A 25,026-nucleotide genomic window follows, 5' to 3' on the forward strand; every position below is an offset into this window, starting at 1 on the left:
GCCCGGAGGCATATAAAACACACGTTCTACTATACCGGCTAGTAAATGCTCTACTATGTTCAATAGTATTGAACGGTTTTGCTTGTCTATCCCGATTGGAGTTGGTCCATGGAGCAGGTTCTGCTCTCCACAACGATCCTGGCCTCGTTTCTCGGCGGCATTGTGGCGTTGATGGCGCCGTGCTGCGTTTCGGTGATGCTGCCGGCGTTCTTCGCCTCCAGCTTCCGGCGCCGAAGCAGGATCCTGGGCATGACACTTGTTTTTGCCGCCGGAGTAGGCACAATAATCCTACCCATCGCCCTTGGGGCGGCCGTGATCAGCCGGGTATTGTTCGGCTACCACATTTGGATCTTCAGCGCGGTCGGGCTGGTGATGATCGCCGTCGGAGCCGCCACCCTGGCAGGCTGGAAGATGATGCTCCCGATGCCTTCCGGGCGCGGCGGCGGAACCGGCATAGGATCCGTGTTCGGGCTGGGCGTGTTCTCCGGGGCAGCGAGTGCATGCTGCGCGCCCGTCCTGGCCGGGGTGGCCGCGCTGTCCGGCGCAGCGTCTTCCTTCCCCGCCGCCCTCGCTGTCGGCATTGCTTATGTGTTCGGGATGGTGGCCCCGCTGTGCGCCCTGGCACTGGTGTGGGACAAAAAGAACTGGGGTGCCAGCCGGTTGCTTTCGGCCCGAACGGTCCCGCTCTGGCCGGGCGGGGCAAGGCGTGTGCCGCTGGTGACACTGCTCTCTGGCGTCCTGATGATCGGCATGGGCTTGATCACCATCGTCATCGCCATCCAGGGACCGGGAATGGCCCCGGACGGGTGGCAGGTGGAAGTCACCGCCGCCCTCAACCACGCAGCCTCCAACATCGAGGACTACCTTGCATTCGTGCCCGGCTGGCTCTCCGCCGCCGCAGTCTTCGCCGTCCTTGGGGTGCTGGTCTGGAAAGCCATCCGGCGCCGGCAACCGGCAACCGGCCCGGCTGCCGGCGCCGCAGTCCCGGCCGGATCCTGCAGCGCGTGCCCGCCCGATTCAGAACAGAACCAACCGGCCCAGCCGGCAGCACAAACATCATCCTGTGATGGGAAACACCCCGAACATCTCAAGGAGACCCTCTAATGGCCCCCACAAAAACCAGCCCACGCACCACCAGCAACAGGAAAGGTCCGAAGCGTCGGGGCCTGCTCTGGGGCGGCATTGCCGCCGGCACCGTGGCAGTCCTGGCCGCCGTCGTCCTTCTCATCACCAGCAACCAGCCCCCGGCGGCAACGGGCGGATCGACGCAGTCCTCCGCTGCCGGCTACGCGGTCGGCAACCCCGGACCAGGCGCCAAGGCCCCGGACTTCGCACTGCCCTCAACCACCGGCAGCACCGTGAAACTCAGCGACTACCGCGGCAAGTCAGTCCTGCTCTACTTCCACGAAGGCTTGGGCTGCCAGCCGTGCTGGGACCAGATCCGGGACCTGGATGCAGCCCGGCCGCAGCTGAAAGCGGCCGGAATCGACCAGTTGCTGACCATCACCAGCGGACCGGCCAACCTCATCGCCCAGAAAATGGACGACGACAACCTCTCCGCCATCGCCCTGGCCGACACGAAGCTGGACATCTCCCGCAACTACGAGGCCAACAAGTACGGCATGATGGGCGACTCCCGCAACGGACACAGCTTCATCCTGGTCGGCCCGGACGGAACCATCCAGTGGCGGGCAGACTACGGCGGAGCCCCGGACTACACGATGTACGTCCCGGTCAACAAACTCCTCTCCGACCTTCAGGCAGGAAAGACAACCAAGTGACGGACCGGCAGCATATGACAACAGACATCACCATCCTCACCCAGAGCTCGTGCGCCTCCTGTGAGCAAGCCAAGATAATCCTCGCCGGCCTGAGCGAAGACCACTCCCTGGACATCCGGGAAGTCAGCCTCGAGACCGAAGCGGGGCGTGAACTCGCAGGCCGGGCCGGGGTCGTGTTCGCACCAGGCATTCTGATCAACGGGGAGCTGTTCAGCTACGGGCGGCTGTCGGAGAAAAAGCTCCGCCGCCACCTCGCACACACGTCACCCCCCCGTTAGTAAAACAGGCTCTCAACCGCCAAGCGGAACCTCTCCGAGCTGAACCTGCATCGGGCCCGCGAAGCCGGGGCAACCGGCAGTGGACCCCGGGGCGGCCATTGGCAACGGTCTCAGGCCACAAAATCTCCGCCGGGGGGCATCCCGCGTCCCTGTCATCCGGCCGAGCAAGCAGATCGACCATGTGGCCCTCGGATGCCTTCCGCCCCCCCGACGGGGAGGAGGCCCACCGCCGCCCAGAACCGCATCCTTGCACCTCAAGGATGTTGTGCCGCGCGGCTGGGATACTATGGAGGGTAGTTCATGCGGCCGCCCCGGCCGAACTAGGAAAGGCTCGTGCCGTGGTGCGTCAGCTCGGAGAACTGGAAAAGTTGGTCATGGACCGGGTGTGGGCCTGGGACCATCCTGTTGCCGTGCGCGAGGTCCTGGAAGACCTCCAGCGGGACAGGACCCTGGCCTATACCACCATCATGACGGTTATGGACAACCTTCATCGCAAAGGTCTCCTCACTCGTGAGAAGGAGGGCAGGGCCTACCTTTACCGTCCGGCGCAGACCCGCGAACAGCACACCGCGGCCTTCATGGGTGAGGTCCTGGCCGGCAGCACTGACCGGCGGGTGACCCTGCTCCACTTCCTGGAGCAAATACCCGCTGACGAAGTAGCCCGCCTTCGCCAGGCGCTGAGTGAGTACGTCCCGGGCGGAAACGCACAATGATTGCCCCGGTCGTTCTGATCCTTCTCGCAGCAGTGCTTGTCGCGTTTGGGCCAATGGTGCTGAAGCGCAGCACCTGGCTGGAGCGCTCCCCGCGGCTGGGCGTTGCCGCCTGGCAGGCCCTGAGCATCTCCCTTGTATCCACCGTCGTGCTCGCCGGCCTGTCCCTGGCAGTTCCGGTGATTCCCTGGACGGCAGATTTGGCCCACCTCGTCCGGGCCTGCGCGATGGCCCTCCAGGAGCAGTACTCCACCCCGGGCGGCGCCATTGTCAGCAGCACCGGCCTCCTTGGCGCTGCAGCCGTGATGGCCAGGGTGGCCTACAGCCTGACCAGGGGCATGACGGCGGCGGCCCGGAGCAGATCCCGGCAGCTGGAGGCCGTGGGCATGATCGCCAGCCCGCACGAGAACCTGGACGCGCTGGTCATCGAGCACGCCGCGCCGGCGGCCTACTGCCTTCCCGGCCGGAACAGCCAGATCGTTTTGACGAGCGCAACCCTCTCGGTCCTGGATCCGAAGCAGCTCGACGCGGTACTCGCCCACGAACGCGCCCACCTGCACGGGCGCCACCACCTCATACTTGCAGCCGCCGATGCCCTGCTGCACGCTTTCCCGGGCATCCCGGCCTTCCGCGAGGCCCGCGCGGCGCTCGGACGCTTGGTGGAAATGATGGCCGACGACGACGCCGCCGAAAGCAGTGACCGCATGACCGTAGCGACTGCACTCGTCCGCCTGGCAGAGCGCAGCGTGACCCCGGCAGCGGCCCTGGGCGCTGGCGGCGAATCGGCGCTGAGCCGGGTCCGGCGCCTGCTGGCCCCGGCCCGTCCTCTCGGCACGGGCCGGACTGTTGTGGCCACCATGGCAACAGGCGCGCTGCTGGCCATGCCGGTGTTCTTCGCCATCGTGCCCGCCGCTGCCGCCGGGACCATGCCCCCCTGCCCGGTGGACGGCATCTCAACGTCGGCCTAAACACCGCTTCCCGCTGGTCCGGGCCAGCCCCAGGGTGTGCCGTACCGCCGGGGAGGCAGGTACGGCAGCCGCTATCAGGATGTGGTTTCGAGCAGGGTGACTGCTGTCAGGATGAGGATGCACGCGGCGATGGTCAGGGCCCTTCCCCGCCGTGTTCTGGGGTCCTCGCGGAGCGGGAACAGCAGCTGCCGGCTGAGGGTGTAGACCGTGACGGTTGCTACGAAGACCAGTCCGGGAATATTCAGTGGCGCCGCCAGCATGAAGGGCACCGTCCCGATGCCGATCAGCAATGCAAGGAATGCCTCGTAAAGCTGGACCGGGTGTCTGCGGCGGCCCAAGCGGCGATCGGAGGACCACACTCCCCACCGTGAGGCGGTCGGCCGGCCGGCGCAGCAGCCTGTGAAAAAGCAGCCGGGGCGCCCCACCGCCATTCCGAAGAAAAGCCCGGCCGCCGTGGCATCAAGGATCCGACCCGTCGGCATGCCAAAGATCAGCGAACCGATAATGACGGTCCCCAGCGCCCCGGCGATGAAGCCCTGGATACAGGCCCCTGCCTTAAGAAAATTCGTCAGCGGCTGGCGTTTCAGCGCCAGCCACCAAAGCCGGGCGCCCACCCCTCCCACGGCGTTGGCCACGATGGTCAGCCAGAGGGGACCGGCAGGATCGATGCCCTGCCTGCTCAGGAACACGGCCTGAAGCACCATGGCCAGGATGGCACCCAGCGCTACCAGGAGCGGCCACAAGGCGACATGGACCCCCGGCCCCTGGGCGAGGGCGGCGAACCGGGTAAGAGCTGTGGAGGAGACCGGGACCGTTCCTGGAAGTACCTTGCGGGCCGCGGGTGACGATGCGGGTATCCCGCCCCGGACAGGCACCGATGTTACGTTCCAGGTTCCCGCGCCGACCCCGCTCACGCGCGAGGTGACCGCGATCCTGCCGGTCCCGGGCGTGATGGAATCCACGTCTTCGTATGTCTCGAATTGTTCGGCAGGCGCTCCGGGTTCGCTGGCGGTCCTGGTGCCGGAGAAGCGCACCGACACCCTTGTCGGGCCCTCCCACGTGTCGGTGTCGATCCAGTGCGTCGCCGCCAGCCCCTGCGGGTCCAGGCTGTCGAATAATCCGGGGTGCTCCTTGCCAGCGGCGGGATCCTGTGCTTGATCCGGGCCCGGGGGAGGGCCGTCCAAAGGCGGGGAGGACGGATCTGTCGGAACCGGGGAGGACACAGGGCCCGAGCGCAGGTCCGGGGGAGGCATGGTTTTCGGCTGGGAGTGTCGAATGCCGGATTGGGCTGGTTTATTCGTGTTCTGCCGTGGGCCGGCGGGCACATTATGCTTGGCCGCGACCGCTGCGACTATGTCGATCCCGCCGTGAAGGCCGGCACCGGGGCCCTGTTGCGGGCGTGGATTGTTCGTGGTGGCCGCGGTCGGCCTCTTCGATACCGGCCTGCGCCGTTTCTTGGTCATGATGAAAAACCTGTCTTGTGGGAATGGTCCGCGATGTGCACGGTGAAGGGCTCCGGAAGGGGCGGATGCGCCTGCGGCAGACGGGCAGGCGGAAACTCGTCGGAAGATGAGGGCGACCAGCGCCGGGCCGGAATAAACGTGTCGGCCAGGGCAGGTCAAGGAAACCGTCAGCGGGCAGCAAGGCCACGGCAGGACGGTGCCTGCATACAGCGGGTTCTTTATGTCCGGCTGATCGAAAGTTGCGTTAGAGACAGAGCGTTTGGGGCGCGGGCGCGGATAGCCTGGGCAGCCTCGGAGAAGGTGCCCGGAGCTGGCATCTCGCCAGAGAGCGGCGGTGCATCAGCCAGCTGCACAGATTGTGTCTGCTCCCGGGCGCTGGCAGGGACGGGCGTGTCACTCGCGCAGGAGGGAACCGAAACGGGCGCGGCTGGATTCTGGATTGCCGAGGCGGGGCAGGAGCCATTCGTGGCTTGCGCCGGCGCCGCTTCCTGAATGCCGTCAAGAGGGCCTGCGGCCAAGGCCGGCTCGGCCGGGAAGGCAGTGCCGGAGGGTGAAAAGTTTGTGGCACAAACAAAAGACAGGGCCAGTGCGATCAGGATGAGCAGCGCTGGGGCTGCCGGGACCGGCCCCTGTCGTGCCGGACGTCGTATGGAGGGACCGGTCCGACGGGCAGACATCACGGCCGGCCGGCCCGCCCATACGGTTACCGCCGCCCCGTCCGCAGGATCAACAGGCGGGAGAGGGCCAGTACCGGGGCATTGAGCGGAAGGGGCCAGACCGGAAGAGCCCCGGGGCTTACAACCGGGCATGGAGTTTTCCTTGCGGTGTTGGGTCCCTGGCTGGCGGGGCTACTTGGGGTCCGGCTGGGCCGATTGCGTGCGCAGGGCCGCGATCTCGGCTTTGAGGCGCGCGGCTTCTTCGGTGCCCGCTCGGTCATGGCATGCTGTGTCCGTGCCGGAGGCCAGCTGCCCCATGGCGCAGTGGCCCTGGCGCATGGGCCGGATGCAGAAGAAATATGTTGCTGCCAGGGAGAGCAGCAACACGAGGAGGGCCGTAAGGGTTCCTGTCATCGGGTTCCCTTGTCGGCGGCTCCGCTTTCGTGGGCGAGGTTCTGGCCCGAGCGCAGCCTGTCAAGATCAGCGCGCAGCTGGGCGAGCTCTGCCGCAGACGCTTCCGTAGGGGCATCTGCCGGCGCTTTCTTGCCCGAACGCATCATCAGCCACATCATGGCGCCCATGCCCAGCGGGCAAGCCAAAACTGCCAGTCCGTAGAAAATCTGTTCCATTGTTTCGCTTCCTTATGTCAGTGATCGTGAAGACGAATGGTCAGCCACCCGGCTTTTTGACTGCCAGAGGCCGGCGGGTCGGCCGGACCCTGAAACGAGCCCGAGCCCAACCACCCACATCTACTAAGTAACATAGTAGTGCATGGGGTTGCAGTAGTCGAGGTTTCAGCCCGCCAACCCGGAGACCTTGCCCTCACCAGGGGCTTGCGGACCGTCCAGCACGCTCAGGCGCCGCCTGTACTCGTCGTCATCAATCTCGCCCGCCGCAAAACGCCGGCGCAGAATCTCACCGGCCTCCTGCCCGCCGCGCGGGACTCCACGCTGCGGGACGGTACCCCGCCGGACGAGCCAGGCGACCAGCAGTGCCACGCACGCCACTGCGGCCAGTACGAGCAACAGGGCCGGAACGCTCCACGCAAGGGACCAGCCGCCCATCATTCCGTCGCCGTAACCCATCATGCCCATCACACTCTCTTCAGTACCTGACCTACGCCACAATATTACTATTCTTGATAGTAGGTAGGAAGAAGCGGGAGTTGTGCATTCCATCGGGACCTGCAGGAGAGCCGGGGGCGAAGCCGGTCCACGGCAGCTTCCATCACCGGTGCGGGTGCCGGCACTGGCGGTGCTGCAGGGCTCAGACCGGGGTTGAGAAGATTCCGATCAGATTCTGGAGCTGATAGATCCACTGGGTCCAGACGCCGGAAACCATGAGCAGTCCCAGGACGGCCAGGATAATGCCGCCGGCGATGTTGAATTTACGGATGTGCCGACTGATGAACGAGACCGTTCCGCTGACCCAGTTAACGCCCAGCGCCACCAGCAGGAACGGGATTCCGAGGCCGATGCAGTAGGCGAACGCAAGCAGGGCGCCGCGCCATGCAGAGCCGCTGGCCGTACTCAGAGCCAGTACGGCACTGAGCGTGGGTCCGATGCAGGGCGTCCAGCCCAGACCGAAAACAACGCCCAGGAAAGGTGCTCCCGCGGTCCCGGAGGATGGCTTCCACGGCAACTTCACTGTCCGCTGCAGGAAGGGGAGGCGCCCGATGAGCACCAAACCCATTACGATGACGACGATGCCGAGAACCCGGATCAGCAGGTCCTGCCACCGGGCGAGCCAGCCGCCGACGGCACCGAAGGCCGCCCCGTAGAGCACGAAGACCACCGCGAAGCCCAGAACAAACAGACTGACCCCGAGGACGATCCGGCGCTTTGCCCGTGCATGGTCCGTACCTGCCAGACCGGATACGTAGCCGAGATAGCCAGGCACCAGAGGCAGCACGCAGGGGGAAATGAACGAGACGATTCCAGCGGTAACGGCCAGCGGGACCGCGATCAGAAGCGCACCTGACAGCGCTGTCTGCGCGAAGAATTCACCGGGGCTCATGGTGCTCCTGTAGCTCATCGGGATCTGGAGGCCCGCCAATACTACCGGATGTAGTACTTAGGACCTGTGAGGGCATCCCGCACCGGGGAGCACGCTCCGTCCCCTGGTACGGGACAACGCTTGGTCGTCCTGCAGATCCGCATCCAAATTTCGTCCGCGTCCGTGCCGGCGGTGCTGTCAAAACGATTCACAGCCGGCGGTCCGGCCGCGCGTTTCTCTTCCGTCTCTGCAAGCGCTCCGGTCAGCTGTCGACACCGCCGGAGCAGACAGCGCCGGGTTCGGGGGCATCGGGGCTTTGCCGGTACTTCTTAATGAAGGTGGCGATGCGTTCATCGCTGCTTGTGTCCACCGAGAGCTGCTTACCCCATGCGGTTGCGGTAATGGGCGAGGTCTGATCGGTGACCGGGCTAAGCAGGAGGTAGTCTTGGGCGCCAGCCAGTGACGCGAGTTCGGCAACCTGGTCCTGTGGGAGGTCTGACCGGTAGGAAAGCCATACGGCCCCGTGCTCGAGTGAATGCACCGCCCGGGTCGGTTCGACCGGAGCAGTGTAGACGTCGCAGTTCGTCCAAACCGGTGCGTGATCACCGCCCGTCGGCGGGTTCCTGGGGTAGCTAACGGACCCGCGGATGTGGTTTCTGGATTGATCGGGGAACTCCTGCACGCCTTCAATTGGCCTGGAGGCCTCAGCCGTGACTGTCTCCTGTTTCTGGACCTCACCGATAACGACGAAGGCCGTGGCCCCGATGATGGAGGTGATGATGACGCCGCCGGTACCGTAAATCAACCAGGCTTTGCGCCGATCGGCCGCGCGTTGTTTGCTCCGCATCGCCTCGACCAGGGCTTTACGTTCCTCCGCGCTCATTCTCGATGATGGCATCTGTCTTCTCGCTTTCGTTAGTGCGGTCAGAGGCTGCGGCGCAGCTCTTGAAGGGCAGTGATTTCTGCTGTCTGGGCATCCATGATCAGGGTCGCGAAATCCCGTACCGTCGCGGTCTCTGCCAAACGTACTGCGGCAGAGGCCATGGCGACGCCGCCCTGGTGGTGGCGGATCATCAGGTCGATGAACAGTCGGTCAGCGTCAGCGCCGGAGGACTGACGCAGCGCCTGCATCTGCTCAGGGGCGGCCATGCCCTCCATTACGCCGTTGCCGCCGCCCGAGCCACTTTGTGAGGCATGCGGCGAGGCGCTTCCGTGACCGCCTGCCCCTGATTCCATCCATCCCATGGGCGGGATGGACCGTGCCTGTGACAGCCCCCAATCCTGCAGCCAGGCGTACATCTGCCCCTTCTGGTGCTGCTGGCTGGTGGCAATGTCGTAAGCGACAGCCCTGATCTCCGGATTACTGGACTTATCACGGATCAGCAGGGCCATCTCAACGGCCTGCGCGTGATGTTCCTGCATGTCCCGGGCAAATCCGGCGTCCACGCCCGTATCCGGCACGGGCCGCGGTGTGGCGGACGACCAACCTATACCAAAGAAAATCAGAGCAGTGAGGATAACAACGGCAACGGAGCCAAACCACAGATACCCGGCCCGTGGCCGGGGAATAACCGGTTCGATGCCGTCCGGCGGCATTGTGGATGGAAGCGGCATTAAAATCCTTCGGGTATCAACGTCGGCTAGGACGTTCCTCATACAGTTCGGGCCGGCGGCGCATCCGGACACGTCGGCAAATTCTGAAGGCCCGACACCCGCCCCTTTGGGGGAAGGGTAGGTGCCGGACATCAAGTACTATACAACCTAGTAGGGTGTGGTGTTTACCGTCGGAATGCAGTAACGCCGACGGCCGGACAGCCTGCTGGTCTGGCAGGCAGCCCCGGCGACTGTAACGAGACCGAATGGAAAAATTATGCATCTTTTCCCATGGATCTTTAAGTATTTAATCTGATGCGGCATGACAAGATGCTCCCCAAGACGGCCAAGGGAATCGCGATCAGAAGTTCCCACAGCCCCCGGGGGTACCTACTGATACGACATGCTCCTGTACCCGGGGACCTAGATGAGTAAGTCTTATTGCCGTGGCGGGGCGCGGGAGCTTTTAAAGTAGGGCGGAGAGTGTTAAGCCGGGGTTGTGAACTCGCAACTAAACGCCCGACTCTGACAACCAGCACCCGCTCCGGCCATACACTACCGACGAAAGCGAGCCCAGTGATGCCCCAGCCGCGGACACCCCAGGAGGATCGACAGGCGATCCTGAAGGCACTTCAAGCGAAACAACGTGCCAGGGACCGCCGAAAGGCCTGGCTGATCTACGGGACCGCCGCCTTCGTCGCGGCCTCCATCATCGGTGCCGTGGCGTTTGTGGTGGTTGGCGAGGTGCGCCAGCGCGAGGAAGCCAGCGCCGCAGCGTCCCGCCCGATAGAGGGTGAACAGGACTTCCCGGACCAGTCACGGAACCACACGGTCGATCCTGTCAGCTAAGGGCGTTCCACCCAAGGAAGAAGTGGCTGTCGAGGACATCCGTCTCGCACCCGGCCAGATTGTGGTGACGGTGCGTAACGACGGGCCGGATCCGGTGGCCATCGCCCAGGTCAGCGTCTCGGACTATTATGCCCAGTTCACTCAGACCCGGGAAACCATGGCCCCGCTGGAGGCGTCCACCCTGACCATCAGCTACAACTGGGTGGACGGTGGCCCCTACGAGGTGGCTCTCGTGGCCGCGATCGGCGGCAAGATCAACGCGGACATCCCGGCCGCCGCCCTGAGCCCCGAACGTGACAGTTCCTTCTTCGGTCTCATGACGCTTCTGGGTATTTATGTCGGCGTCATCCCGGTGGCCCTGGGCATGCTATGGATGCCGTTCGTCCGCCGCTCTTCCGCAGCCTGGATCCGGGTGCTCCCTGGCTTCACCATCGGCCTGCTGGCCTTCCTGACCTTCGACGCCACGCTCGAAGGCTTTGGATTCGTCGCCGGCAACGGCTCCTTCGGCGGCCCCCTCGTCGTGATCCTGGGAGCCATCATCTCCTATCTGATATTGGAGGCAACCGACGAGTGGATGCGGCGGAACCAGGACCTGCACAGCGCAGGGCAGCCGGGTGCACTCCCACCCCGCAGGCTGGCACTGCTGATCGCCGTCGGCATCGGACTGCACAACCTCGGCGAAGGCCTCGCCATCGGCTCGGCATACGCGGTGGGTCCGCTGGCCCTGGGCTCCTCGCTGATCGTCGGCTTTGCCATCCACTACACCACCGAAGGACTGGCCATTGTCACGCCCCTGGCCCGGGAGCGCCCGGGCCTTGGCCGGCTCGCGGTCTGGGCCTCATCGCCGGGGGCCCCGCGGTGCTCGGGGCCCTCATCGGCGCCAACGTGGCCCAGCCCACTCTGAGCGCGTTCCTTCTGGGGCTCGACGCCGGCGCCGTCGGCCAGGTAGCCATCAAGCTCCTGCCGATGCTCAAGGACCCCACGGGCCGGAGCGTACCCCGTTGACGACAGCGGGAATCGTGGCCGGAATCGCCGTCATGTTCGCCACCGGGCTACTGGTCATCGCGTAAAAGCTCCGCGGGGCCAGCTCAACTCGAGCTGGCCGCCGGACTGGAACGCAAATTCACGCTCAAGTTCCGCAATATGGGCTGCGTCTCCGGAATCTGCGGCTCGCACCCAGGAAACCCGGCATCGAAGCAGCAGCCGGACGGGATGGCTGAGGACGGCCCCTCGGTCCGCCCCGCAGGCACACTGACATCCGTGCCGGCCGGATCGGCCGGCACGTCAACTGCCACCGCCCGCAGTGCCTTGCTGCTCTTGGCGAGGTCCCATGCGAATGCGATGAACGCCACATGCTCGTTGCTGCAGTTCGCGGGAGCCGCCGGCATTCTGCCCTAGATCCAGGACGGCATCCACATCCGGAACCGCCAGTCCTGGTACGGAATGATCTCCGCGGTCCAGATGGGGTAGAAGAACGCCGAGAGCAGCACCGTTCCGGCCACAAACAGCGCCACCAGGTACAGCCCGGAGCGTCTGCGCCACAGCGGGTCCTGCCGCCGCCCAAGCACCAGGCCCAAACAATATGTTAGAGCGAGTACCAGGAACGGTTCAAAGGACACTGCGTAGAAGGTGAACATGGTGCGTTCCGGGTACAGGAACCACGGGAGGTAGCCCGCGCCGACCCCCGCCAGGATGGCACCGGCCCGCCAGTCCCGGCGGCCCGCCCACCAGAACAGGAGGATCACCAGCGAAACCGTGGCACTCCACCAGATCAGCGGGTTGCCCACCGAGAGGATGGCCGAGGCACAGCTGGCAACGTCGCAGCCCGGGCTTCCCGCCTTGGGGGACTCGTAGAAAAAAGATGTGGGGCGCCCCATCACCAGCCAGCTCCAGGGGCTGGCCTCGTAGGGGTGCTCGGAGCCGAGCCCCTGATGGAACTTGTAGACTTCCATATGGTAGTGGGCCAGGGACCGCAGCGGCTCCGGGATCCAGCCCCACTGGGCCGAGGGGTTGGTGTCGGCCCAATGGCGGAAGTACGCATCCTTGGACTGGAACCAGCCGGCCCACGTTGACACGTACACCAGTGAGGCAACAGGGACGATGCTCAGGAAAGCGGGGATACCGTCCTTGATGATGCCGCCGCTGATCCAGCCCCGGATCCCGGCGATCCGGCGCGCGCTCAGGTCCCAGCAGACGGTCAGCAGCCCGAAGCCAGCTATGAAGAACAGCGCTGACCACTTGGTGCCCACGGCGAGGCCCAGACAGACACCCGCCACAATGCGCCACCAGCGGACGCCCAGCCATGGTCCGGAAACCAGCTGAAGCACCGACAGCCTGCCGTCCGGGGAGGCGGCCGACTGGCGGCCCAGCCGCCCGGCCAGCCGCCGTCGGCCGTCGTCGCGGTCCATCAGGAGCGCACCGAAAGCGGCGAGGATCCAGAACATCAGGAAGATATCCAGCAAGGAGGTCCTGGACATCACCAGATGATGTCCGTCGACGGCGAGCAGGAGGCCGGCGACAGCACCCAGAGTCAGGGAGCGGAAGATTTTTTGCGCGATCAGGGTGATCAGGAGGATGGACAGGGTTCCGGTCAGCGCTGTGCCGAACCGCCAGCCTAGGGGATTGTCGGGCCCGAAAAGCCACATGCCTGCCGCGATCATCCACTTGCCGACCGGCGGGTGGACCACGTACTGGGGGGTGTCCAGCAGAACGGTCGGGTTCCCGGCATTGAAGGATTCGTTGGCCTGGTCCGGCCAACTGCGTTCATACCCGCTCACCAGCAGCGAATACCCGTCCTTGACATAGTAGGTTTCGTCGAACACCAGGCTGCGCGGAGTGTCCAGGCGGATGAAGCGGAGGACGCCGCCAATCGCGGCGTTGATGGCCGGAATCAGCCAAAACCACAGCCGCAGTGACGGCGGATAATCGCGCCATGAACGGATGCTGCCGAGCAGCCGTTCCTGCAGGGCGCCTTCCGTGAATGCCTCCTGCGGTCGGTGGATCCACCGGTGCCTCTCAAGGTTTCGGCCCAGCACCCCGGACGGCTGTTCCAAAGGTACCTGGGGGGCCTCGACAGGTGGTACGGAGGTCTGCGTCACCTGCCCATGCTATCTTTTGTCGCTGGCGCAACCTGCCAGTAGCAGGCTTGGCCCGTGGACCATACGACCGGTTCCGGAGGCCTTTCCCGGGGCCCGGTTCTCCTAGGGCTTCGCGGGTGACAGGGCCGATTTCGCCCTAGCCGAGGAGCCGGAGTCCGGGCATCACGGCGGATTTTCGCGTCCGCGCACCGGCTTCCACGATCGTGGCGCTGCCCCACGATCACTCCGTTCAAGGGCAGAGGCAGCCCGCCCAGCACGCCGGACACAATGTTGACTGACCCCTGACCCCTGACCCCTGACCCCTGACCCCTGGGCCCTGACCCCTGGGCCGTGAGGCTTCGAAACCGGGGTCGCTGTCATGCGACAGATCAGGGGTCGTGCCGGCGACACCGAGGAAAACCCCGTCGGACGCATCAAAGGGGCCCGCAGGCTGCTGACAAGTGCCGCGGTGATCATGAGCGCATTTCTGATCACGACCAGCTTCATCACCGTCGTCCTGATCCCGGGGCAGGAGTTCCAGCCAGGCGGTCCGGCGAACGGCCGGGCATTGGCGTTCCTGGCGCACGAATACCTTGGCGCAGGCTTTTGTGTGACATCAGCACCATCGCCATCCTCTGGTTCGCCGGCGCCTCGGCGATGGCAGGCCTGCTGAACCTCGTCCCCCGGTATCTTCCCCGTTACAGCATGGCCCCCCGGTTGGGCCAAGGCAGTACGCCCCCTTGTGTTGGTGTTCACCTTGATCGCGTTCCTGGTTACTTACCTCTTTGACGCCGACGTAGATGCACAGGGCGGCGCCTACACCACTGGCGTGCTGGTACTGATGACCTCCGCCGCCATAGCAGTGACGCTCTCAGCTCGTCGCAACAAGGAACCCCGGAGCACCATCGGCTTCGGGGCCATCGCCGTTGTCTTCGTCTACACGACTATCTCGAACATCATCGAACGGCCCGAAGGCATCCGGATCGCGGGGTTCTTCATTCTGGCCATCATCGTCATCTCGCTGCTCTCGCGGGTCAGACGATCCTTCGAGCTGCACGCAACCCACGTCCATCTGGACCGGGCCGCCCTGGAATTCATGTCCAGTGACCTCGCCGGGCCCATCTCCATAATCGCCCACGAGCCGCTTCGCATCAGCCCCGAGGCCTACCGCGCGAAGCGCACCTCTGCCATCGAGGTCAACCACCCCCTTCCCCTGGAGCACAATGCGATATTCCTGGAAGTCACTGTCGATGACTCCTCCGACTTCGAAACAGCATTGGAAGTCCGGGGAGTGATGCGTCACGGCTACCAGGTCCTCGACGTCCACGGCCCGGTACTTCCGAACACTATCGCCTCAGTGCTCCTGCATATCAGGGACGTAACAGGACGGATGCCGCACGTCTACTTCCGTTGGACCGAAGGCAACCCCGTGGTCAATCAATCTCCTGAACTTCCTGTTCCTCGGCGAGGGCGAAATCGCCCCTGTCACCCGCGAAGTCCTACGAGAAGCCGAACCCGACGTCACCAAACGGCCCTGGGTGCACGTGGGATAGACATACCCTCAGGCAGCCGAGGCCCTGAAGAGGGCCCCTGCCGGGCCAGCCTTGTGAAAAAAGAAGGGTCCGAACCACGGATCCGAAGCGTCCCGCGAACAATCGTCACCGGACGCTCAACCCGCCTGATCCGGCGAAAACGATGAACCTCCGCCTACTGCAGCCTGACGTTCCACACCCACCGCGGGGGATCTGGCGAGCCGCCGGTGAGCTTTCCGGCATCACAGCCCGGAGTAGGAATGCAGTCCGCTGAAGAACTGGTTCACGATGGCGAAGTTGAAGACCACACACAGGTATCCCACGATCGACAGCCAGGCCGCGCGGGTTCCGGTCCAGCCGCGGGTGGCCCGGGCGTGCAGGTAGCCGGCGTAGACGACCCAGATCACGAACGTCCAGACTTCCTTGGTGTCCCAGCCCCAGAAGCGGCCCCAGGCTTTTTCGGCCCAGATGGCGCCGAACATGAGGGTGAAGGTCCAGCCAATGAAACCGATCGCATTGATGCGGTAGGAGAGGTTTTCCAGGCTCAGGGCGTTGGGAACCAGCCGCATGAAGCCCAGCTTGTCAGGACCGCCGGCAGCCAGGGTCTTCTGCCGATGCGTCTGGACGAGCTGCAGGGCGGACATGGCGAACGTCAGGGTGAAGAGAGCCGAGGACAGCACGGCGATGGAGACGTGGATGATCAGCCAGTAGCTCTGCAGCGCAGGTACGAGGTGCCCCACGGGGGTCCAGTACAACACGGAGGCGGCCACCAGCATGATGATGGCCAGGCCAATCACGAAAGTGCCGAGGAACCGGAGGTCGCGGCGGATCAGCACGAGCAGGAAGACGGCAACGGCTACGAACGCTCCGGTGGTGAGGAATTCGTACATGTTGCCCCACGGGACGCGGCCTGCGCCGAGGGCCCGGGTGATCACGCCGGCTGCGTGGATGACTGCACCCAGCACGGTCAGTGCCACGGCAACGCGGGCGGGGACACGGCGTTCGGCTCCGTAGCGCATGCCGGGGTCGGCCGTCTGCCCGGTGGCAGGGCCGTTTGCCTGTGATGCGCGGCCGGTGGCCGATGACGGGCGCTCGGCCCGTCCCGCGGGCCCGCTGACGTCTATGCCGGCCCGATCAGCTGGACCGTCAACTGCGCCGGCACCCGCTCCGGCCGCCACCGGAATCCTGGTCGGCGCCGCGGAGGCCGCGGCGGCTTTCAGATCCACCGCGCGCAGTGCCTTGCTGCTCCTGGCGAGGTCCCAGGCGAAGGCGATGAACGCCACTGTGTACGTGCCGGCAGCCAGCAGCATAAAGAGTTCGCTGTAGGCGCCCATGGTTTCGTTGAGGTCGGGCATTATTGTTCCTTCGTTCGCTCGTACGGGCCTGCTGTTGACTGGATGAGGCCTGCTGTGGGCTGTGCCCGGGAGGAGTCTGTCACGTCATGATCCGCCTGATCGCTGGGAGCCGTCCGGGGATCGAGCCGTAATTGCCCGGCCAGCAATGACCGGACGGCCGCGGCCTCCGCTGCCAGGCGGTGGTCCTCGCCGCGGGCCAGGAGCCCGTACTCGACCATGGTCCGTCCGTCCTCGTGGATGCCTGCGCGGACCCAGACCCGGCGGCGGTTCACATAAAGGGAGGTCACCAGCCCGGCGACTGCCAGCAGTGAGAATGCCAGGACGCCGCCCTGGCCTGGAACAGTCCGGATGTCGACGCCGATGTAGCGTTTGAGTCCGTCGAAGCTGATCGAACCCTTGCCGTCGGGCAGGGTGTAGGTCTGCCCGGCGTTCAGGACAATTCCGCCGGCCGGAAGGTCGCGGCCGTTGAGCTGCGTGAGCTTCTTTACGTCCAGGCTGTAGACGTTTTGGGGCGTTCCGCCGTCCAGTCCGAGGTCGCCGTAGTAGGAGTTCAGGTTCAGCTGCGGGTTCAGTGGGTCCGGATCGAAGCTGTACGCGACCCCTCCCTCGTTTTTGATTGCGGATGGCAGGAAGAAGCCGGCAAAGCCGAGCTGGGATGGTCCGGCGTCCGGGGCCTTGATCACTATGGTCGAGGTGTAGACGCCGTCGGTGGGGATGGAGACGATCGGGCCGCTGAACGCGGTCGCGCCGTTTCCGTCTTTCACCGTGACGATTGGTGCGTAGCCGTTGCCGACGAGAAACATTCCGGTCTCCCCGAAGTACACCGGTTCGTTGACTTTCAGGATCTGCTGCCGCGGTGGCGCGCCCGGTCCCTCCTGGGTGGTCAGGGCGGCGGTGAAGTCGATCGGCTGGCCGAACTGCTTGGTTGATTCGCGGTCGAAGCGGACCTCGAATTTGTCCAGGGTGACGGTGAAGGGGTCCAGTTGGGTGCTCTGGAAGTTGGTCCCGGGCGTGAAGTTGTCGTAGCTGACGAGCGTGTTGACGAAAGTGCCGCCTTCGATGAGGATTTTCTGTCCCCGGTAGCCGAACAGCCCGCCAATCGCCATGCATACCAGCACGCCGATCAACGAGCTGTGGAAGAGAAGGTTGCCAACTTCTTTGAGCAGACCGCGTTCGGCCCCCAAAGACGGCATCGGGGTGTCGGCGTCCCGGACCTCCACGCGGTAGCCGCGCTTCGTCAGCGCTGCCGCGGCGCCCCTGATCGCGTCCCCGGGCGGGATCCCGGCGTCTGCGGGCAGCATCAGGGTGCCGTACTCCGGCAGGCGGGATAGTCGTCTGGGGGTGCGCGGCGGGGCGGAGCGCAGGGTTTTCCAATGTGCCCGGGCCCTGGGCAGCACGCAGCCGATCAGGGAGACGAACAGCAGGATGTAGATCGCGGAGAACCAGGCCGAGGAATACACATCGTAGAGCTGCAGCGCGTCAAGGATTTTCCCGTAGTCGGGGTTGTTCTTGATGTGTTGAGCCACGACGGCAGGATTCGCGGGCCGCTGAGGAAACAGCGAACCCGGCACCGCGGCTACCGCCAGCAGCAGCAGGAGGAACAGGGCTGTGCGCATGCTGGTCAGCTGGGTCCAGGACCAGCGCAGCATCCCGGGGAGCCCAAGCGGCGGGGGAACTGCGGTTCCGGCCTCCGGAGCGCTGTGTACAGGCATCGGCTACTTTCCGGTTGTGGCGGCGCGGGTGAGATTCCATTGACCGCGTCTTCTACAATACGTAGAAGTGATGATTGTGTATATCTTCATACGATTATATGAAGGCGCCAATCGCCGCGTGGCCCGGGCCTTTGACGTGAGCCGCATGGGTGCCCTCAGCACATGAGGTTCGCATCGCATCACCGGCACTGTGGCCGTCGACGTCCCCGTGGCATGAGGTACCGTTCATCCCCAAACAACCACAAAACGAAAGAGAACCAAGGTGGCCACTGACTACGACGAAGCAAGACCCGATGTCGCAGAATCGCGCTATGCCACGCTTGCGGCCCTCCGGTCCGCGAACGCCCCGGATGCCCGCAGTGTGGTCCGCGAGCTGGATGAGGCTGACCTGACCGACGGTATGGACCTGCCCGGCGCTGACCTCTCCGATGAGGTGCTGGCCATCGAGGTCATCCCGCAAGGGGACGACGAGTTCACCTGCTACTCCTGTTTCCTGGTCCGGCACCGTTCACAGATAGCCACCAGGACTGACGGCTACGCTTCCTGCCTCGAATGCGAAGGCTGACCCTTGCGACCACAGCCGGAACCAGCATTGCCCCGGCCGCGTGCGGCTGGCAAGGCAATCGATCAGGCTGCGGGGCGAACCGAAAACGAGCCCACCGAACCTGGCTCTCGATCTTATCCGGAACGATCGACGCAGCAGCAAGGGTCCGGATCTTCGCCGATGACCGGACCTTGCGGTGGCGAAGGACACTCCACCAGGTTTGGAAAGAGCCGTCACTTAGTTTAGTCGGGTCATATACGGACACCTGCCTGCTGCGCCCTGTTTGCTGCGCCGGTGCGGTTTTGCCTGGCTTTGTCGTTCTGCGAAGGCGGACATTCGCGTTCTGACGGCCGGTGTGGCAAGAGGCTGCGCCAATTTAGTTGAGGCAGTGTCGCGGTCGGTGGCGGGAACTGACAGGACTGGCCGCCTACCCGGCAGTCGTCAGTTGGTAGGCGTAGAGCAGGGGCGCGTCCACACTGGACGCAAGTATTTCCAACGGGCCTGATTTGGTAACGCTGATTTTGGCTGTTTCCTTGGCGCCGTTGCAGGCCGCCCCCAGTTCCACCACCTCGTTGCCGCCGGATCGCACGGTCAGGAAGGCCTTGCCGCCGCCTTCGCACACCAGCGTCAACGTGTAGCTGCCTGCCTACACGTCCTTCGTGTGAACCATCGGCTGCCTGTTGAGGATCCTGCCGGCGTCCGCCGCTACGATTCCCGAGCCGGCGTGAAGTGCGGTGGCCTGCCATGCCGGTACGTCGCGTCGCCCACTGAGACCTGCTTCGCGCAGCCGGACAGGGCTCCCAGGACAGCGTCGGCAGCCACACAGGAAAGGGCGCGCAGAAACTGAGGAGAAAGGTGTGCCATCCCTCTAAATTACCCGCCGCTCAGCTCCGGCACTCACCCACCCATGCAGGAGGCTGGCGCGGCAGCGCCGGTACCCGTTCCAGCGCTGCAGGTCTCGAGCCGGCCATTGTTTCCGGCGTCAGGGTGCGGGTGCTCCGACAGTGTCGCACATTGCGTAGTCATCGATGGTGAGGTGGCGTTACTGAAGAGGTTCAGGCCGAAGCTGATGGTGGCGCCGGGTTTGCTTCGCCCGGGAATCGACCAGCGGCGGCGGGGCAGGCACGGTTGTCCCGGTACGCCCGGCGGATCAACGGCGGTCCCTAATCGCCACAGCTTGCCGCCAAAGCCGGCCGCTGTGGCAAGCGCTAAGCTTACTTATTCCCGGCCCGGACTGCGGGCTGATGAGAGGACGATCTTGGAAGATGAACGACGTCACCGGACCGATGAAAGCGTGCAGGGTGAGTTGAATCAGGACCGGTTCGTCGGGGGCCGGGACCTCACCCGATGGCATTACCGGGCCGCCCGTTCGCTGGTCGATGCTGTCCAATGGATCAGTGAAAGGCTGGGCCCGCATGGTGCCCTGATACTGACACTGGCGGCAGGTGCGGTGATCGCTGCAGCCCTGACGTCGGTCTTTGCGGAGGTCTATGAGTCCGTCACCGAAGCCGACGGCGTAGCCGGGCTGGACCAGCCGGTTCTTGAGGCAGGGAAAGGTGTCCGTTCCCCTGCCATGGACGTCATCGTGACCGCGTACACCAATATCGGTGGCGGGATCGGCATGCCCGTGCTTGCACTGATCGCTATCGCTGTCCTGGGTTTCCGGCGGCGGTCCTGGACCCCGGTTATCCTGATCGCGACCTCCGGTGCCGGGGCAGTGCTGATGATCACGTCCGGCAAGCAGCTCATCGGCCGGTTACGTCCTCCGTTCAGTGATGCCGTGCCGCCCTATCAGTACTCCGCGGCCTTTCCCAGCGGCCACGCTCTCGGATCGCTGGTTGTTGCCGGGATCGTGGCCTACTTGGTAGTCCTGCGCCTGAAAACCTCCCGCCGCCGCCTGCTGGCTGTTGCCGTTGCTACAGTATTCGCGGCGACGATGGGTTTGAGTCGGGTATACCTTGGACACCACTGGCTCACCGACGTCCTCGCGGCCTGGGCCTTGGGCGCGGCATGGCTGGCAATGGTCATCACCGCCCACCGCCTCTACCTTACTGTCAGTGCGAGCAGGCAACTGCGCCCCGACCCGCCTCCCGGCTGAAGCTGAAGCGTTGTGGTGAGCGCGGCACGCGTAGCCTCGCTGGCGTTGATCCGCCGATAATGTAGGGGTTCACGGTGCTTTAAACCCGAAAATGTCGCCTGGCGGAACCTAAAAAGCCCGCCAGAGCCATTGGCCATCACCAGGCAGTCTTACTACCCATGGGGCTCGCACGTCAGGGGACCGCCCGCAGGCAGAAAGCACAGTCCATTGGCCTGCTTTGCCTCAAGTGAAACCGTTGAACGACGAGCTCAGGGTCGGTGTCCCCGTAGAACATAGGCGTGGCCGGTGTCGTGTCTGCGGAGGACTAATCTCAGCTGCACTGTATTGGAACATTCCATTGGCTGTGCCTCAGGAATTCCTAAGCTGAGACCGATACATCCAAAGCGAGGTCAAGTCGCCCGATCACCGACGCGGCGGGACAAACGATGAGGGGAAGAGATGTCATGGGACACCACGGCAGATTCAAAGGACACGGCAGCGGGCATGGAGGTTCCAGGCGCGACGGCCGTGGCTACGGCAGGGGTGACGCCCATGAGCACGACGGGCATGGCGGCGGACACGGACGAGGGCACGGGGACCACGGACGAGGGCGCGGGGGCACACGTTCGGGCGGCATCATCAGATGGCCGATGCGGCTACATATCAGAGGGCGGCACCACTGAACAGGTTGAGGAAGTGATGGCCGGTCTTCGGCACGCCCTGGCGTTCGGCGATGACGTCACAGCGGGACGCGGCGGCGCATCGCCGGGCCAGGCCGTGCTGCCGACACACAGGACCACCGGGCTGGCGGATGTCCCACATCCAGAGACGAGGACTCCGCGTCTGGAGAGGAACTGTTGTGGTGGGTGATCCTGGTGCCCGGGTGGCCGTGTCGGGGCAGTGGGTGGACCCGCGGGAGGTTTGCGCGCGGGCGTGCTTTGTGTGACGTTGCCGGTCACCAGATACATCGGAACGTTGTCCTGGCCGCCGCCAGGCCCCCGGTGCGGGAGTTTGTGGAGGCAGGCAATCAGGGCCGGCTGCCGGAGCTGATCCCGTTGCGGGTTGGCCGGATGCTTTCCTCCCCGTTCGCTTTCTTCCGGGGAAGTGCCGGGCTGATGGCCGGTGACCTCGCCGCAGGCCCGCGCAGCGGTTTGAACGCGCAATTGTGCGGTGATGCGCACGCGGGGAACTTTGGGCTGTATGGTACACGCGATGACCGCATCGTGATGGACATCAATGACTTCGACGAGACGGCACCGGGCCCCTGGGAATGGGACCTGAAGCGCCTGGCGGCCAGCCTCATCCCGGCCGGCCGGGTCGGCGGCGTCTCCGAGGCAGGTTGCCGTGACGCGGCGGAGGACGCGGTGCGTGCCTACCGCCGAACCAGCGGGCATCTGGCCCGGTTGCCGTTCCTGGACTCATGGACCGCGCTGGGGGACGAGTCCGTGCTGGACAGGGTGAAGGCCGACGATCTGATGGACGACTTCGCCGCGGCCACCCGCAAGGCCAGGAAGAACACCAGCGCTCGGATCGCAGCGAAATGCACCCGTCAGGACGACCGGGAGTGGCGTTTTGTCCCCGACCCGCCGGTGCTCAGTGCGGTGACCGCGGCAACGGCCGATGCCGTGATCGGCGCGCTGCCGCTCTACGCGGAAAGCCTGCACGAATCCCGCGGGCATCTGCTAGCCCGCTACGCCGTGTCCGATGTAGCCTTCCGCGTAGTGGGGACCGGCAGTGTCGGGCTGCGCAACTACCTCATCCTGCTCCGCGGCAACGGGGAGGAAACGCTCGTTCTGCAGGCAAAGCAGGCAAAACCCAGTGTCCTGCACGGTTACCTGGGCCACCCGCGGCCCGAACATGAGGGCAAGCGGATCGTGCACGGCGCGCGGCTGGTGCAGTCCGAAACGGATCTCTTCCTTGGCTGGACAACGATCCAGGGGCGACCGTTTATCAGCCGTCAATTCCGCAACCGGAAAGGCGAGATCGATGCGACAACGCTCAACCAGACCACCTGGATGACTATGGGCGCCTTGCCGGTGCCCTGCTCGCACGCGCCCATTCCCGCTCGATCGACCCCCGGCTGCTGGCCGGATACTGCGGTGACGAGGTGTGGATGGACGCCGCGTTCGCCACGTACGCCGTCGACTACGCCGAGTCCGATCATCTCGAGCTTGTGAAAGCGGTGAGCGGAGGGAAGCTGGCAGCAGAAATCGAGGACTGATCCGGCCGCGATACGCCGCGCAGTGCCGGCCACTTCTCCGTCCATCCTGACACGCTGCCCTCATGTCGTGGCCCTGCTGAGAGGCGGCTTGGAACGGGCGGCAAGCCGGGCCCTGTGTACACCCATGGCCGTCGCTGCCCATCAAAACCTCTGTCATAGGCCCGGACCATGGCGCCGCCAGCCTCGCGCGGGCGACACCACCGGCTGCCACTTCACGTAGAGGTGCTGTTCGGTTCAAACCCTGAATCCCGCAGAACCGCCCATCGACGTGGATATCATGTGGGCATGGATATTGGCAGACCCACATCCGCTCCCGAGGAACCCGAGGCCCGGAAGCCGGGCACGCGGCCCCACCGGTCGAAGCGGCTATGGATCGTTTTCGCCACCGTCGTGGTCCTCACCGCCGGGGCGTTCTTCGCCATCGGCCGGCTGACCGCAGTCCCCGCACCGGTGCAGGTCAATGATGCCGGCGCTGACGCCGGATTCGCCCGGGACATGCAAACCCATCACGCCCAGGCCGTCGAAATGGCCCTGCTGATCCGGGACAAGTCCGCCAACCCCGAGATCCGCGCCATAGCGTACGACATCGCCACCTCCCAGCAACAGCAGAACGGGCAACTGTTCGCCTGGCTACAGGACTGGGGCCTGCGCCAGGCAGGCACCGCACCGCCCCGAGCATGGATGGGGGCAGATGCCGGTGCCGGGCATACCATGACACCGGACGCCGGAGGCGGAATGGAGAACGCCGGCGGGATGGCGGGCATGGCCAGCGCCGAGCAGATGCAGGCGCTGCGCCAGGCGTCCGGCGCCGAGGCCGACCGGCTCTTCACCGACATGATGATCCGCCACCACCAAGCCGGCGTCGACATGGCCAAGGCCGCCGTCCGCCTCGCCGAGACGTCCAAGGTCCGGGACTTCGCCGCGCGCATCGTGGACGCCCAGACAGCGGAGATCACCGCCCTCCAGGAACTGCGCGGCAGACTCTGACCCCGTTTTGGAAGAAAGCGAGAAACCCACACATGCCGCCATCACGGAAGAGCGCCGCGGAACGAAAAGCCATCCTGAAGACCATCCAGGCAAAGCAACGCGCCAAAGACAGGCGGAGGGCGTGGCTGATCTACGGCACGGGCGCTGCCCTGATCGCTTCGATCATCGGCGCCGTGACCTTCGTGCTCGTCGCTGAAGTGCAGCAGCGCGAGCAGGCCAAAGCAGCCGCGGCCCGGCCTATCGAGGGGGAACAGGACTACCCCGGCCAGTCCCGGAACCACACCCGCGAACCCGTCAGCTATCCCCGGACCCCGGCCACCGGCGGAGACCACGCGCCGGTGTGGACCAACTGCGGGACCTACACCGTCCCGGTGGAGCAGATGCAGGCCGTGCACTCCCTCGAACACGGCGCGGTCTGGCTCTCCTACCGGCCGGACCTTTCCAGTGAGCAGATCGCCGAACTGACTTCGCTGGCGGGCAACCAGGACTACGTTCTGCTTAGCCCCGTCGCCGGCCAGGCCTCGCCCGTAACCGTGACCGCCTGGGGCAAGCAACTCTCACTGGACAGCGGCAGCGACGGGCGCCTGGCGACGTTCATCCAAAAGTACCGTCAGGGTCCGCAAACCCCCGAACCCGGGGCCGTCTGCACGGGCGGCGTCCAGGGCTGACCGCGCGGCGGCGCCGCACCAGCAAGCCCCTCCACGGCGGTAAACAGGACATCAGAAAGCGTTGCGCCTGGACGGGCGCAAGTGAACGTTCCAGCCCAGATCATTGGACCAGAGCCACGAGGGCAATAGACCAACGAGAGTCGTCCCGGTTCCCGGTTCCCGGTCCCCGGTTCTCGGAACCGGACGCGATCCCCCAGACCTTCAGGTGGCCGGCGCCTCTCCCCGCGCCACCCATCAGTGGGGGTGGCCGGCGCGGGGAGGTTCCGTGATGGTCTTGACCGGCGCCGGGCAGAACTGAAGCCGCGCGAAGCGGTATGCTGGGGTGGTGTTGAATGAGTTTTGGGCCACCGCTTCCGCATCCTACAAAGCCGTCGTTTTCGGTGCGATGGGAGCGATCGCAGTCGGAATCGTCCTCACCGTTGTGGGGCAAATTTCCAGGAACGAGACCCTGAGCTTCATATCGCTGGCCGTCATCGGTGTGGGGCTGGTGCTTCACAGCGCAGGTGTTGTCATTCGCGGCCACAAGGTCCAGAAAAGCCTCCGGAAGTAGCCACCTGCCA

24 protein-coding genes and 3 pseudogenes are annotated in these 25,026 nt (G+C 65.0%); 15 read left to right on the forward strand and 12 right to left on the reverse strand.

The annotated features are described in order from the left end of the window. Positions 1–108: 108 nt before the first annotated feature. The 5 genes from M8J71_RS15385 (at position 109) to M8J71_RS15405 (ending at position 3,737) form a co-directional block, all read left to right on the forward strand. The gene (locus tag M8J71_RS15385; RefSeq protein WP_256248685.1) at positions 109–1,104 is read left to right on the forward strand and encodes a cytochrome c biogenesis CcdA family protein; all 996 of its coding nucleotides are present in this window, start codon (positions 109–111) and stop codon (positions 1,102–1,104) included. Continuing rightward, positions 1,104–1,781 carry a peroxiredoxin family protein gene (locus M8J71_RS15390; RefSeq protein ID WP_256248686.1) on the forward strand — a complete coding sequence of 226 codons (678 nt, stop codon included), beginning with the start codon at positions 1,104–1,106 and terminating at the stop codon, positions 1,779–1,781. The genes M8J71_RS15385 and M8J71_RS15390 overlap by 1 nt, the downstream gene beginning before the upstream one ends. Before the next feature lie 14 nt (positions 1,782–1,795). After that, entirely contained in the window at positions 1,796–2,059 is a 264-nt protein-coding gene (locus M8J71_RS15395) for a glutaredoxin family protein (RefSeq protein ID WP_256248687.1), read from the forward strand. A gap of 341 nt (positions 2,060–2,400) precedes the next feature. After that, positions 2,401–2,772 (forward strand): BlaI/MecI/CopY family transcriptional regulator, encoded by a 372-nt coding sequence (locus tag M8J71_RS15400; protein WP_256248688.1) that lies wholly within the window; start codon positions 2,401–2,403, stop codon positions 2,770–2,772. Continuing rightward, a complete protein-coding gene (locus tag M8J71_RS15405) occupies positions 2,769–3,737 on the forward strand; it encodes a M56 family metallopeptidase (RefSeq protein ID WP_256248689.1) in 969 nt (322 codons plus the stop codon). The genes M8J71_RS15400 and M8J71_RS15405 overlap by 4 nt, the downstream gene beginning before the upstream one ends. 74 nt (positions 3,738–3,811) lie before the next feature. On the opposite strand, the gene M8J71_RS15410 is transcribed toward M8J71_RS15405, so the two are convergent. From M8J71_RS15410 to M8J71_RS15440, 7 genes are all read right to left on the reverse strand, one after another. Next, positions 3,812–4,990 (reverse strand): prolipoprotein diacylglyceryl transferase, encoded by a 1,179-nt coding sequence (locus M8J71_RS15410; RefSeq protein ID WP_256248690.1) that lies wholly within the window; start codon positions 4,988–4,990, stop codon positions 3,812–3,814. Between the two features lie 1,058 nt (positions 4,991–6,048). Next, positions 6,049–6,270, reverse strand: coding sequence for a hypothetical protein (locus tag M8J71_RS15415; RefSeq protein WP_256248691.1), 222 nt, complete (start codon positions 6,268–6,270; stop codon positions 6,049–6,051). Next, positions 6,267–6,485, reverse strand: coding sequence for a hypothetical protein (locus M8J71_RS15420; protein WP_256248692.1), 219 nt, complete (start codon positions 6,483–6,485; stop codon positions 6,267–6,269). The genes M8J71_RS15415 and M8J71_RS15420 overlap by 4 nt, the downstream gene beginning before the upstream one ends. Positions 6,486–6,650: 165 nt before the next feature. Continuing rightward, on the reverse strand, positions 6,651–6,950 hold the full coding sequence (locus M8J71_RS15425) for an SHOCT domain-containing protein (RefSeq protein ID WP_256248693.1): 300 nt from the start codon (positions 6,948–6,950) through the stop codon (positions 6,651–6,653). Between the two features lie 172 nt (positions 6,951–7,122). Further along, positions 7,123–7,872 carry a cytochrome c biogenesis CcdA family protein gene (locus tag M8J71_RS15430; protein WP_256248694.1) on the reverse strand — a complete coding sequence of 250 codons (750 nt, stop codon included), beginning with the start codon at positions 7,870–7,872 and terminating at the stop codon, positions 7,123–7,125. Between the two features lie 241 nt (positions 7,873–8,113). Then, entirely contained in the window at positions 8,114–8,734 is a 621-nt protein-coding gene (locus M8J71_RS15435; RefSeq protein ID WP_256248695.1) for a DUF3105 domain-containing protein, read from the reverse strand. Between the two features lie 41 nt (positions 8,735–8,775). Next, positions 8,776–9,465: a DUF305 domain-containing protein gene (locus tag M8J71_RS15440; protein ID WP_256248696.1), complete on the reverse strand. Its 690-nt coding sequence runs from the start codon at positions 9,463–9,465 to the stop codon at positions 8,776–8,778. Positions 9,466–10,020: 555 nt separating this feature from the next. Between M8J71_RS15440 and M8J71_RS15445 the strand changes: the two genes are divergently transcribed. Both M8J71_RS15445 and M8J71_RS15450 read left to right on the forward strand, forming a co-directional pair. Continuing rightward, positions 10,021–10,293 (forward strand): hypothetical protein, encoded by a 273-nt coding sequence (locus tag M8J71_RS15445; protein WP_256248697.1) that lies wholly within the window; start codon positions 10,021–10,023, stop codon positions 10,291–10,293. Between the two features lie 22 nt (positions 10,294–10,315). After that, positions 10,316–11,197, forward strand: a complete 882-nt coding sequence (locus M8J71_RS15450) for a ZIP family metal transporter (RefSeq protein ID WP_256248698.1) — start codon at positions 10,316–10,318, stop codon at positions 11,195–11,197. A 310-nt stretch (positions 11,198–11,507) separates the two neighbouring features. On the opposite strand, the pseudogene M8J71_RS23660 reads toward M8J71_RS15450, so the two are convergent. Next, positions 11,508–11,645: pseudogene (locus M8J71_RS23660) on the reverse strand (c-type cytochrome biogenesis protein CcsB); the annotation flags it as partial. A gap of 42 nt (positions 11,646–11,687) precedes the next feature. Next, positions 11,688–13,391, reverse strand: coding sequence for a dolichyl-phosphate-mannose--protein mannosyltransferase (locus M8J71_RS15455; protein WP_374114855.1), 1,704 nt, complete (start codon positions 13,389–13,391; stop codon positions 11,688–11,690). Positions 13,392–13,725: 334 nt separating this feature from the next. Between M8J71_RS15455 and M8J71_RS15460 the strand changes: the two are divergent. Further along, a pseudogene (locus M8J71_RS15460) lies at positions 13,726–14,923 on the forward strand (amino acid transporter); the annotation flags it as partial. 221 nt (positions 14,924–15,144) lie between these two features. Here M8J71_RS15460 and ccsB read toward each other — a convergent pair. Then, entirely contained in the window at positions 15,145–16,257 is a 1,113-nt protein-coding gene (gene ccsB / locus M8J71_RS15465; RefSeq protein WP_256248699.1) for a c-type cytochrome biogenesis protein CcsB, read from the reverse strand. Beyond that, the gene (gene resB / locus M8J71_RS15470) at positions 16,257–17,969 is read right to left on the reverse strand and encodes a cytochrome c biogenesis protein ResB (protein WP_256248700.1); all 1,713 of its coding nucleotides are present in this window, start codon (positions 17,967–17,969) and stop codon (positions 16,257–16,259) included. Before resB ends, ccsB begins: the two co-directional genes overlap by 1 nt. Positions 17,970–18,231: 262 nt before the next feature. On the opposite strand from resB, the gene M8J71_RS15475 reads away from it, so the two are divergent. After that, positions 18,232–18,534: a DUF4193 domain-containing protein gene (locus tag M8J71_RS15475; protein ID WP_256248701.1), complete on the forward strand. Its 303-nt coding sequence runs from the start codon at positions 18,232–18,234 to the stop codon at positions 18,532–18,534. Positions 18,535–18,940: 406 nt separating this feature from the next. Here M8J71_RS15475 and M8J71_RS15480 read toward each other — a convergent pair whose 3' ends face one another. Then, complete coding sequence (locus M8J71_RS15480; protein ID WP_256248702.1) at positions 18,941–19,144, reverse strand: hypothetical protein; 204 nt, start codon at positions 19,142–19,144, stop codon at positions 18,941–18,943. Between the two features lie 627 nt (positions 19,145–19,771). Between M8J71_RS15480 and M8J71_RS15485 the strand changes: the two genes are divergently transcribed. The 6 genes and pseudogenes from M8J71_RS15485 to M8J71_RS15510 all read left to right on the forward strand — a co-directional run bounded on the left by M8J71_RS15485 (position 19,772) and on the right by M8J71_RS15510 (position 25,016). Beyond that, positions 19,772–20,611, forward strand: coding sequence for a phosphatase PAP2 family protein (locus M8J71_RS15485; protein ID WP_256248703.1), 840 nt, complete (start codon positions 19,772–19,774; stop codon positions 20,609–20,611). A 438-nt stretch (positions 20,612–21,049) separates the two neighbouring features. Continuing rightward, the gene (locus tag M8J71_RS15490) at positions 21,050–21,460 is read left to right on the forward strand and encodes a hypothetical protein (protein ID WP_256248704.1); all 411 of its coding nucleotides are present in this window, start codon (positions 21,050–21,052) and stop codon (positions 21,458–21,460) included. A 200-nt stretch (positions 21,461–21,660) separates the two neighbouring features. Beyond that, positions 21,661–22,811: pseudogene (locus tag M8J71_RS15495) on the forward strand (DUF2252 domain-containing protein). A gap of 285 nt (positions 22,812–23,096) precedes the next feature. Beyond that, the gene (locus M8J71_RS15500; RefSeq protein WP_256248705.1) at positions 23,097–23,798 is read left to right on the forward strand and encodes a DUF305 domain-containing protein; all 702 of its coding nucleotides are present in this window, start codon (positions 23,097–23,099) and stop codon (positions 23,796–23,798) included. A gap of 32 nt (positions 23,799–23,830) precedes the next feature. Beyond that, complete coding sequence (locus M8J71_RS15505; protein WP_256248706.1) at positions 23,831–24,466, forward strand: DUF3105 domain-containing protein; 636 nt, start codon at positions 23,831–23,833, stop codon at positions 24,464–24,466. Positions 24,467–24,791: 325 nt separating this feature from the next. After that, positions 24,792–25,016, forward strand: coding sequence for a DUF3188 domain-containing protein (locus M8J71_RS15510; RefSeq protein WP_256248707.1), 225 nt, complete (start codon positions 24,792–24,794; stop codon positions 25,014–25,016). The last annotated feature ends 10 nt before the right edge of the window (positions 25,017–25,026 follow it).

The sequence above is a fragment of the Pseudarthrobacter sp. R1 genome (assembly GCF_024494415.1).
GTDB lineage: Bacteria > Actinomycetota > Actinomycetes > Actinomycetales > Micrococcaceae > Arthrobacter.